The following is an 8,870-nucleotide window of genomic DNA, read 5'->3' as shown; positions in this document are numbered from 1 at the left end:
GTCGTTTTGAGCCCTGAGAACGACCTGAACTGCGACCCAGTTGGGTGAGAGTTAGCGCCCGCGGATGATCCTGCGCTGCGTCGCTACGGCAATGGCAGCGGTTCGGTTGTCGACGCCAAGCTTCGAGTAGATGTGCACCAAATGCGTCTTCACCGTGGCCTCGGAAATAAAGAGTTGCTTGGCAATGGCACGGTTACTCATACCCGTCGCCAAGAGCTCCAACAGCTGGACTTCCCGGGAGCTCAACGCCGGCGAAGGGTTCCGGATGCGGCCCATGAGCCGCGCCGCAACTTCGGGTGCCAGCGCGGTCTGCCCGGCAGCTGCGGACAACACTGCCTGGCGGATCTGATCCGGTGGGGCGTCCTTCAACATGTAGCCGCTGGCGCCGGCCTCCACTGCGGCGAGGATGTCGGCGTCGGTGTCGTAAGTCGTCAAAATCAGAACGGGTGGCGGGGGAGTCCCGGCCCCGCCTGCCTTGATCTTTTCCGTAGCAGTCACGCCGTCCATGCCGCTGCCCATTTGCAGATCCATGAGCACCAGGTCCACGGGCTCGCCAAGGGTGTGCAGCCTGCTGAGTTCCATCAGGGCAGCGTCACCATTCGCGGCTTCAGCCACCACTGTGACACCCGGAAAGTCGGCGAGCATTGCCCGCAGCCCCGCCCGAACCACCGGGTGGTCGTCCACTAGCAAAACACGGATATCACTCACGCAGCACCTTGATCCGCCGGCAGCGGCACGCGAATCGCAACCACTGTGCTTTCACCGGGTGCCGACTCGATCTCCAAGCGGCCGTCCAGCGCAGCCAGCCGTTCGCGCAAGCTCTGAAGTCCGACGCCGGTCCCGTCACCACGCGCTGGACCCACCGTCGTCGACGGTTCGAAACCGACGCCGTCGTCGAAAACGTCAAGGGTCACCTCCTCGCCGAGGAAGGACAGGGTCACGACGGCGGCGCGTGCGTGGGCGTGCGCCCATACGTTCGCGAGGGAAGCCTGTGCGGCCCGAAGCAGGGTTGTCTGGTACGTGTTCGGCAGTTCCACAGGCGTACCCACCAGCTCAAACCGACAGCGCAACGCGGACCCACGGGCAGCAGCCTCGGTTTCCGTTTTCCCACAGAGTCGGCGGAGCGTGTCCACGAGTCCTGACTCGGCAAGATCCGGCGAACGCAGTCCCCGAACGAAGCTGCGCGCTTCAGCCAAATTGGCCGACGCTGTGTCCTGCACCGTCCGCAACCGCTCCTTCGCAGCAGTCGCGTCACCGTCATCCAAGGCTTTCTCCGCGGACCTTCCCATCAAGATGATGCTGGAGAAGCCCTGGGCCAGGGTGTCGTGGATTTCCCGGGCGAGCCGTTCACGTTCACCCAGCATGCCGGCGTCGTGCTGGGTTCGGGCGAGTTCTGCCCGTGTTCTGCGTAGCTCTTCAGCGACAGTGCGCTGGTTCTCGGCTTCGAGGAACAGGGCACGGTACGCCAACCCGGTGACCACCGCGAAGACGGCCCCGAAGACCGGTCCCAGGATCATCGCCAGCTGCAGGCCGCCGTCGGATGCTCCCCGGCTGTGGAACCACAAAGTGCCCACCAGAAGGGCCGTGCTCACCGCAATCGCGGGGAGCGCCAAACGCCGAGGCAGAAGGTGCAGCTGCAGGAAAAACAGAGGGAAGGCCACCCACGCAAAGTCGCTGCTGACCAGGAGGAGCAGCAGCCATACGAGCATCACCGCGCCCAGCCACCAACGTGCGTAAGGCGTGGGATTGAAGCGTGTCAGGTCGCTTGCATGACGCTTTTCCAGGAGCGTCCCACTGAGGTACACCAGCGCCAGCAGGACCGAAAGCCCCAGGCCCGCGGCCAAAGCCAGAGCCGATGGCGCCCCACTGGTTCCCATTCCCGTCAGCAAACGGACAACGGCCACAAGCAACAGAACAGCGAAACCGACGTGCAGGCTTACGCGCAGCGCGCGGAGTATTGTGGCGGCGCCAGAGGGAGACTGCATGCTTTCCAGCGTATCCCCCGACAATCAGCAAACCGGCCCGGATCCTTCATGGCGGGGCCTGGATCAACCATTCGGTTGATCGTCAGCTCAGCCCCTCGATGCCGGTCAATCCATCCGGCTCCCGATGTCCCTTCGACGCATCGCCGGAAGAGTTGATATGGACGGGACCAAGCCCGCATTGAGTCGAAGGAATCCGATGTTTCTTGCCATCCGCGACATCCGTTTCGCCAAGGGCCGTTTTGCGCTCATGACCAGCGTCGTCGCCCTGATCACCTTATTGCTCGTCATGCTTTCCGGGCTGACGGCGGGCTTGGGCAACCAATCGACGTCGGCCATTGGTGCCCTGCCCGTTCAGCAGATTGTCTTCGGCGCATCTGCCGGCGGCGAGCCCAAGGCGTCCTACACGGAATCGGAAGTTTCCTCCGCGCAGCTGGAGGCTTGGAGGGAACAGCCAGGCGTTACTTCGGCGCAGGGACTGGGAATCAGCCAAACGCGTGTCCAGTCACCAGGGGCGGGTGGCGCACCGAGCGGTACAGCGAACATCGCCGTCTTTGGCGGGGCAGTGGCGCCGGCAGTAGTGGAGGACGGGGCGGTGGTGATTGGCGAAACACTGGCCAAGGATCTTTCCGTGGAGGCTGGTAGCCGACTCAGGCTGGGTGGGACGGATCTCACCGTGGCCGAGGTTGTGGAGGACCAGTGGTACTCCCACACTGGCGTGGTCTGGACGACGCTCGACACTTGGCGGACCATCGCACGTGGTGCACCCGGCACAGCAACTGTTATTGCCGTAACTTTCGACGGCGGATCTTCCGTGAACCTCGACGCCGCCAACACGGCGGCCGGCACTGTCAGCATGGATCCCGTGAGCTCCTTCCAAGCCTTGGCCTCGTATAAGAGCGAAAACGGATCGCTCATGCTCATGCAGGCATTTCTTTACGGGATCTCAGCCTTGGTGATCGTCGCATTCCTGACCGTGTGGACGGTGCAACGCACACGTGACATCGCCGTACTCAAAGCCTTGGGAGCTTCGTCTGGCTATGTTCTGCGGGATGCTCTTGCCCAAGCAGCCGTGGTCTTGCTGATCGGCGCCGGCGTCGGCGGCCTGATTGGTTTTGGGGGCGGACTCTTCGCAGCTCAAGCAGCACCCTTCCTGATCACACCTATGACCACGCTGGTTCCCATTGCAGGGATCGTCCTCCTCGGCCTGGCAGGGGCTGTCCTGGCAGTCAGAAATGTCACCAAGGTCGACCCACTGCTTGCCCTCGGCGGCAATTAAGATTCCCTGAAAGGCATACATCGTGAATAGCGCACTGAACCTTAACAACGTCTCCCTCGAATACCCTGACGGCAGCTCCACCCTTATGGCACTGGACGCCGTCAACCTCAACGTTCGCAAGGGTGAATTCCTCTCCCTTGTGGGTCCTTCGGGATCCGGTAAGTCCTCACTGCTGGCCGTCGCCGCGACTCTCGTTGCACCTACGGCGGGGCTGGTCATCATCGACGGACAGGACGTGTCCGCCCTTTCCGCGGCCGAACGCACAGCCCTCCGTCGGGACAAGGTGGGCATCATCTTCCAGCAACCCAACCTGCTTCCGTCCCTGACCGCCGTCGAGCAGTTGCTGATCCGCGGACATCTGCGGGGGAAGCCGGTGCGCACCGAGCGGGAGAAGGCGGCGGAACTACTGAACGTCGTCGGGCTGTCCGGGGCGGCACACAAGAGGCCACACCAGTTGTCCGGGGGCCAACGTCAAAGGGTGAACATTGCGCGGGCCCTCATGGGAAGCCCGACTGTTCTTCTCGTCGATGAACCAACGGCCGCGCTCGACCACGAACGCAGCGGGTCCATCGTCCGGCTGCTGCGGCAGGTCACGAACGACTTCCAGACGGCGACCGTCATGGTCACTCACGACACCGAGTTCCTGCCCCTCACCGACGCCGTCGCAACTATGCGTGACGGACGAGTCAGCCGCGCGCTCGTCCCGTCGGCGCAGCCCAACTAGGTAGCACTTCAGGTCGTTCTCAGCGTTCAGAACGACCTGAACTGCGACCTACTTGGGGGAGCCGAGGAGGGCTTGGTCCTGCGCTTCGTCGTAGGCGTCACGCGCTTCGAGGATGGTGGGAACGTGGCTCTCGGCCCAGTGGCGCAGCAGGATGAGCGGCTGCAGCAGGGACTCACCCAGAGCCGTCAGCCCGTACTCCACGCGTGGCGGTACCTGCGCGTAAACGGTCCGCGTAATCAGTCCGTCGCGTTCCAGGGCGCGCAGGGTTTGCGTCAGGACCTTGGGAGTAACTACGTTAACCATTTTGCGCAGCTCCGAAAAGCGGACCGGCCCGTCACCGAGCACTTGAATCACCAACGAAGCCCATTTATCGCCTATGCGCTGGAAGACCACTCGCGAAGGACAGTTGGGGTTCAGGATGTTTCCGGGAAGATCATTAGTATCCAAGAGGTAACTAGGTTCCTTTGAAGCTATCAGTATCCGGTGGATACCTTTGGGGTTGTTGTCAGGATACCAACCTCAAGGAGAGCTATGAAAATCGCAGTCTACGGCGCGACCGGCATGGTCGGCAGCCAGATCGTCAACGAGTCCGTTACCCGGGGCCATGAAGTCACCGCTATCTCCCGCAAGGGCGCAGAGGTTCCCGGAGCCGCTGCCCAGGCTGCCGATCTCGCTGACGCCCAGGCGTTCGCCTCCATCGCGCAGAATCACGACGTCGTCGTGCTGGCTACGGGGCCCAGCCGCACCGGCGGCGAGCACAGCGAGTGGCTCGACGCGATGGTTTCCGCTTACAGCAATGCGGAGGGTACCCGCCTCATGATCGTCGGCGGCGCCGGCACTCTGGAGATCGACGGCGTCCGCCTGCTCGATTCCCCTGACTTCCCCGAGGCATACAAAGCTGAGGCCACTACCGCTGCCAAGGCCTTCGAAGCTGTGAAGCAGACGCCGGAGACCATCGATTGGACGGTCCTTGCTCCCGCTCCCGTCATCCAGCCGGGTGAGCGCACGGGTGAATACACCGTCGCCAAGGATTCACCGGCCGGCAACAGCATCTCCACTCAGGACTACGCAGTAGCCATGCTGGACGAGATCGAGAGCCCGGCTCACCGCCGCGCCCGTTTCACCGCAGCCAACTAAACGTTCTAAAGCCCAACACCCAGCCCGGGTACCCGCATCTTGAATATGTCCTTGAGGGCATATCTTGCCGCGTGGTACCCGGGCATTCCCGTAACTCCGGGACCAGGTGGCGTTGAGGATGAGCACAGGTACACGCCCTCCATAGGCGTTCGCCACGGCACAATGGACACAACCGGCCGTTGCACCAGACCGCGCAGATCCAGCAGACCTGCGCTGAAGTCTCCACCCACGTAATTCTCGTTGTACGCGGACAGTTCCGCCGCCGTCGTGGTCTTTGATGCCACCACAACGTCTCGGAAGCCAGGCGCGTAACGCTCAATACGTGCTGTTACAGCTTCGGCCATGTCCGCGGTCGAATTCGCAGGGACATGGCAGTAAGACCACAAAACGTGCCTGCCTTCCGGAGCCCGCGTCGAATCCACTACGGATGGCTGGGACACCAAGACATACGGTTCCGTTGGATGTTTGCCCATGTCCACCAGGTTCTCGGACTCTGCCATTGCCCGCCGTGAACCGCCAACGTGGACAGTGCCTGCCTTCGCCAATGCGGAATCACGCCAAGGAACAGGACCGGACAGAATGAAGTCCACCTTGCACGCTGCATTCCCGAAGCGGAATGCTTCAAGTGCACGACGGTAACGGTCGGGAATTTCCGAGCTACCCAAGCGCGCCAGAGTTGGCGGGGCAACATCCAACAAGATGGCCTTCGCTGGACGGACCTGATCCAGCGAATTCACGCGTTCGCCCACATGGATGGTGCCGCCATGAGCAGTGAGATCGTCAGCCATGGCCCGGGCAATGGACATCGAGCCACCAACAGGTATCACCCAACCGCCCGCGTGCGCCAGAATGCTGAGCAACAGCCCGGCTCCCGTTGAACTAAGGGAAGGCTGCGAGCCAAGGGCGTGTGACATCACGCCCGTCAGCAGCGCAGGGGCAGCTTCTTCGCGGAATCGGCGCATCCAGAGCGGGGTCCCCTGATCCAGGGTTGCCAGCCCGAATCTGACTGCCGCTAACGGATCCTTCGGAATCCGCAGGAGCTGATTGGACGTAAAGTCCACCACGCCGTCCACCCGCTCCAACAAGGGTTCCAGCAGCCGGCGGTAGGCGGGACCATCGACGCCCAGCTCCTGCACAGTGCGATCCAGGGATTGGTAGGCCAAGGCCGCACCTCCCACGTCCAAGGGCGTGCCGTGCTGGACCTCCGGCACCCGCAGATCCACGCGCTCTGACAGCTCGAAAGCGCGGAAGAAGGGCGACGCCACAGCCATCGGGTGTACTGCGGAACAGACGTCGTAAAGGTGGCCGGGTTCGATCAATTCGCTGGTCCGGGACCCACCACCGATCGCATCGGCTGCCTCGTATAGATCGACACTTAGGCCTGCGCGGGCCATAACAACTGCGGCGGCCAGACCGTTGGGGCCCGCGCCGACGACGGCGACATCAACCATCGCTGTTTACCTCCATATGCTGGGGTGCTTTGGGATCCGTAGTCTCCACCGTAGCCCGGGGACGCCACGGCAGCACTGAGCGGGAGGGTCGAAAAACGTCGAGCCGTAGCCAGTCCGGGGCGCCGTCGAATGGTCCACCATGGGGATCATCCTCGCCATACGCGCGGAGGGGATCCTGGGCAGGATCCCAAATATCAATGACCACCCGCACCATGAGATAGGTCGTCGCAACCATGTGCAGCCCTACGGCCAGCACGTAGTAGGACATGTCGATGTTGTGCTGGACGGAACCGCCACTGGTCGTTTGGCCCAGGTACATCCAGATGGCGGCCCAGTGCAGCCCCTCGGCAGCTTGCCAGATAAGGAAGTCACGCCAACGGGGCCGAGCCAAGGCAAGGAGTGGGATGAGCCAGATGACGAACTGGGGCGAGTAGACCTTATTGGTCAGGATGAACGCCGCCACAATGAGGAAGACCAGTTGGGCCAAACGGGGCCGGCGCGGGGCCCACAACGCCAAAGCACCAATAAGTGCGCACGCCAGGACGAACAGACACAGTGCCAGCGTATTGATGGTTGCGCCATCCAACTGCGCCCATCGAATCCTGTCCGCTACCAGGTTGTACGCAAACCAAGGTGAGCTGTATCCGGCAGGGCGATCCTGGCTGAATTCAAAGAAGTATCGCCAGCCCGAAGGGTTAATCGCTGCGATGGGCAAATTCACCGCCAACCAGGATGCTACGGCCGCACCAGCGGTGATGAAGAAGGCGCGTAGCTTGCCGGTTCTTAGGCTCAGTACCAGCACGGCACCGAGGATGAGGACCGGGTACAGCTTTGTGGCGGCTCCCAGACCGATAACCACGCCAGACAGGATCAGTTTGTCCCGGGAGAACAAGTACATCCCCAAGGCCAGCAGCCCCACAGCCCACATGTCCCAGTTGATGAATCCGGCCAGAATGATCCCGGGGGCTACGGCCACCATGGCGGCGTCCCAAGGGCGGCGCCTGTTGATTCTTGCAGTCAGGAGGACGGTAACGATCCAAACAGCGACTATCAATGTTGCGTTGACGTCGAAGTAGCCCAGGATACGTTCGTTTCCCATGCCTTGGCCGGGCACCAGAAAAGCTGTCAGGCCGGCGATGATGCCCATGAGCACTGGATACTCGAACAGGCTGCCTTGGGTGAAGAAGGGCAATATCCCTTCGCCGAGACCGCGGTTTCGGAAGAGCTCGGGGAAGTCTGAATAGCAGGTTGCATAGAACTGGCCGGGAGTCTCCCAGCCACGGACGCGGCAGTAATCCTTTGCGAGTACGGCGAGCAGGGCAGCCACAACAGTGAGGATGATCAGGACCCGTTCCACAGTGAACGGACCAGGCGAAATCTTCCCGGGCGAGGTGTGTTTGCCCAGGGGGCCGCCCACTAGTTCCGTGAAGTTACGAAGCAGGGCATCGCTGCGGCTTGGAACCACAAAGCGGGCACGTTTTAGTGGCCGGTGAGGCTTCGTCTCCTGCATGCGATCGAGCTTACAGTCCTGCGAGGTTCACGGGGTTGGAGGTTCACCTGGTTAAAGGGGAGGAGCCCACGCGTAGCCGCGTGGGCTCCTTGAGGTTCAGCATTAATGTGTGGCATCTGAACTCCTTCGGGCGCAGCTGAAGGGAATCAGCGGATGAGTCCCATCTGGTGCAGGACAACGTAGACGTCTTCACGGCGCTGGTCCAGCAGTTGGCCGTTGAACAGGGTGCGGTCCTTGGGGGCATCGGTGCTCTTGTAGAAGCGCATGTCTTCGGGGCGTTTTCGCATGGTTCACCTCCTTTCGTAAAAGAAACAATCGGAATTTAGGCACAACAATTAGAACCTTATGAATTCGAATGAAATCAAGGCGCAAATAGGCATAAATAACCGAGGTTAATAATGGGATTGCGGACAGAACCTAGAGGGTTCGTCGTTGCAATAGCGCGTGCTTCCGGCAGTCGACCCAACAAGAAGCTGGTTCCGAACTATGGGGAAACTGCGCACCCGCGGCATGCTGCGTGGGTCCGCGCCTACAACTGACTACTCAGCCGTCCAGAGAAAGGAAGGCCATTAAGAACACCGCCGGCAACAAGCCGGTCCGGTAGTTCAGGAGTGGGTCAGAGAGCAAAAATGGCGTCGATCATCAGCAGAGGCCGGGGTAGCAGTGACGGTCAACTTCCGTCCGCTAGTCAAAGTAATCATTTTTCCCAACCTCCTTTTCTGGCTGATAAGCAGCCTGCTGTGGCATTGTCCCGGCTGACTGAACCGGAGAATGCGCGCCTTGTTCC

At 61.6% G+C, this 8,870-nt stretch carries 9 protein-coding genes; 3 read left to right on the top strand and 6 right to left on the bottom strand.

What is annotated here, in order from left to right; translation table 11 throughout:
- Positions 1 to 51 precede the first annotated feature (51 nt).
- Together RIF72_RS10540 and RIF72_RS10535 are read right to left on the bottom strand one after the other, a co-directional pair.
- Positions 52 to 708, bottom strand: coding sequence for a response regulator transcription factor (locus RIF72_RS10540; protein WP_309074755.1), 657 nt, complete (start codon positions 706 to 708; stop codon positions 52 to 54).
- Positions 705 to 1,985 (bottom strand): sensor histidine kinase, encoded by a 1,281-nt coding sequence (locus RIF72_RS10535; protein ID WP_309074754.1) that lies wholly within the window; start codon positions 1,983 to 1,985, stop codon positions 705 to 707. Before RIF72_RS10535 ends, RIF72_RS10540 begins: the two co-directional genes overlap by 4 nt.
- 196 nt (positions 1,986 to 2,181) lie before the next feature.
- Between RIF72_RS10535 and RIF72_RS10530 the strand changes: the two genes are divergently transcribed.
- Together RIF72_RS10530 and RIF72_RS10525 are read left to right on the top strand one after the other, a co-directional pair.
- Positions 2,182 to 3,261, top strand: a complete 1,080-nt coding sequence (locus RIF72_RS10530) for an ABC transporter permease (protein WP_309074753.1) — start codon at positions 2,182 to 2,184, stop codon at positions 3,259 to 3,261.
- 85 nt (positions 3,262 to 3,346) lie between these two features.
- Entirely contained in the window at positions 3,347 to 3,985 is a 639-nt protein-coding gene (locus RIF72_RS10525) for an ABC transporter ATP-binding protein (protein WP_309074761.1), read from the top strand.
- 48 nt (positions 3,986 to 4,033) lie between these two features.
- Here RIF72_RS10525 and RIF72_RS10520 read toward each other — a convergent pair whose 3' ends face one another.
- Positions 4,034 to 4,432 carry a helix-turn-helix domain-containing protein gene (locus RIF72_RS10520; RefSeq protein WP_309074752.1) on the bottom strand — a complete coding sequence of 133 codons (399 nt, stop codon included), beginning with the start codon at positions 4,430 to 4,432 and terminating at the stop codon, positions 4,034 to 4,036.
- An 84-nt stretch (positions 4,433 to 4,516) separates the two neighbouring features.
- On the opposite strand from RIF72_RS10520, the gene RIF72_RS10515 reads away from it, so the two are divergent.
- Positions 4,517 to 5,122 (top strand): NAD(P)H-binding protein, encoded by a 606-nt coding sequence (locus RIF72_RS10515; protein WP_309074751.1) that lies wholly within the window; start codon positions 4,517 to 4,519, stop codon positions 5,120 to 5,122.
- A gap of 5 nt (positions 5,123 to 5,127) precedes the next feature.
- Here the strand turns inward: RIF72_RS10515 and RIF72_RS10510 are convergent, their stop codons facing one another.
- The 3 genes from RIF72_RS10510 to RIF72_RS10500 all read right to left on the bottom strand — a co-directional run bounded on the left by RIF72_RS10510 (position 5,128) and on the right by RIF72_RS10500 (position 8,370).
- A complete protein-coding gene (locus tag RIF72_RS10510) occupies positions 5,128 to 6,573 on the bottom strand; it encodes an NAD(P)/FAD-dependent oxidoreductase (protein ID WP_309074750.1) in 1,446 nt (481 codons plus the stop codon).
- Positions 6,566 to 8,083, bottom strand: a complete 1,518-nt coding sequence (locus RIF72_RS10505; RefSeq protein WP_309074749.1) for a glycosyltransferase 87 family protein — start codon at positions 8,081 to 8,083, stop codon at positions 6,566 to 6,568. Before RIF72_RS10505 ends, RIF72_RS10510 begins: the two co-directional genes overlap by 8 nt.
- Before the next feature lie 146 nt (positions 8,084 to 8,229).
- A complete protein-coding gene (locus tag RIF72_RS10500) occupies positions 8,230 to 8,370 on the bottom strand; it encodes a hypothetical protein (protein WP_017197242.1) in 141 nt (46 codons plus the stop codon).
- Positions 8,371 to 8,870: the final 500 nt, after the last annotated feature.

It is taken from the genome of Paenarthrobacter sp. (assembly GCF_031180005.1).
GTDB lineage: Bacteria > Actinomycetota > Actinomycetes > Actinomycetales > Micrococcaceae > Arthrobacter.
This window is presented reverse-complemented; position numbering and strand designations above follow the sequence as displayed.

Excerpts from the sequence above, each read along its gene's own strand:
- RIF72_RS10525 (WP_309074761.1), top strand. The coding sequence starts at position 3,347 with ATGGCACTGGACGCCGTCAACCTCAACGTTCGCAAGGGTGAATTCCTC.
- RIF72_RS10530 (WP_309074753.1), top strand. The coding sequence starts at position 2,182 with ATGTTTCTTGCCATCCGCGACATCCGTTTCGCCAAGGGCCGTTTTGCG.
- RIF72_RS10515 (WP_309074751.1), top strand. The coding sequence starts at position 4,517 with ATGAAAATCGCAGTCTACGGCGCGACCGGCATGGTCGGCAGCCAGATC.
- RIF72_RS10510 (WP_309074750.1), bottom strand. The coding sequence starts at position 6,573 with ATGGTTGATGTCGCCGTCGTCGGCGCGGGCCCCAACGGTCTGGCCGCC.
- RIF72_RS10505 (WP_309074749.1), bottom strand. The coding sequence starts at position 8,083 with ATGCAGGAGACGAAGCCTCACCGGCCACTAAAACGTGCCCGCTTTGTG.
- RIF72_RS10500 (WP_017197242.1), bottom strand. The coding sequence starts at position 8,370 with ATGCGAAAACGCCCCGAAGACATGCGCTTCTACAAGAGCACCGATGCC.
- RIF72_RS10535 (WP_309074754.1), bottom strand. The coding sequence starts at position 1,985 with ATGCAGTCTCCCTCTGGCGCCGCCACAATACTCCGCGCGCTGCGCGTA.